Here is a 930-nt window from a genome sequence, read left to right as displayed (position 1 = left end):
CCGCAACCGCCGCACCTCCCGGCAGAAGCGAATCGCGTCGGACCGCGCATGGCGCCGCTTCATCCGCTTCAGCACGAGGTCGTCACCGGCTGCGGCGCGCAGATCGAGACCGCGGCCTACGCCGCGATGCCCGAGGTCGCCCGCCTCGTCGGCAACGGCGACAAGCTCTCCCCCGCCGCATGGGGGCCGGACCCCGACCGTCCGCGCGATGCCGTGGGCGACGTGTTCGCCGCCCGCCACGCCGCGCCGACGCGGATCGCGGGCGTGGCCGGGCACACCCGCGCCTTCGTCCCCGTGCAGAACGGCTGCGACCACCGCTGCACCTTCTGCGTCATCCCGTTCGGGCGCGGGCACTCGCGCTCGGTGGCGCCCGCGGCGGTGATCGATCAGGTGGCGCGCATCGTCGCCCATGGCGGCCGCGAGGTCGTGCTCACCGGCGTCGACCTCACCGCCTACGGCCGCGACCTCGCCGGCGCGTCCGAAAGCCTCGGCACGCTGGTGCTGGCGATCCTCGCCGCGGTGCCGGACCTCGCGCGCCTGCGCCTGTCCTCGATCGACTCGATCGAGGCCGACGACGCCCTGATGCGCGCGCTCGCCGACGAGCCCCGGCTGATGCCGCACCTGCACCTGTCGCTGCAGGCCGGCGACGACCTCGTGCTGAAGCGGATGAAGCGGCGCCATGCGCGGTCCGACGCGATTCGCTTCTGCCGGGAGGTGCGGCGGTTGCGGCCGGACGCGGTGTTCGGCGCCGACCTGATCGCCGGCTTCCCGACCGAGACCGAGGACCAGTTCGCCCGCTCCCTCGACCTCGTCGCGGAATGCGGCCTGACGCATCTCCACGTCTTCCCGTATTCGCCCCGGCCGGGCACCCCGGCCGCGCGGATGCCGCCCGTGGCCCCCGAGATCGTTCGGGGGCGCGCCGCGCGCAGG

At 74.9% G+C, this 930-nt stretch carries 1 protein-coding gene; it reads left to right on the top strand.

Going from position 1 to position 930, the window contains the following annotated elements:
- Positions 1 to 48: 48 nt before the first annotated feature.
- Positions 49 to 930, top strand: an 882-nt coding sequence (locus tag FV223_RS28635; protein ID WP_246689858.1) for a radical SAM protein, incomplete at its 3' end; no start/stop codon positions are given.

It is taken from the genome of Methylobacterium sp. WL116 (genome assembly GCF_008039455.1).
Lineage (GTDB): Bacteria > Pseudomonadota > Alphaproteobacteria > Rhizobiales > Beijerinckiaceae > Methylobacterium.
Note: the sequence above shows the minus strand (reverse complement) of the source record. Positions and strands in the feature narration are given on the sequence as shown.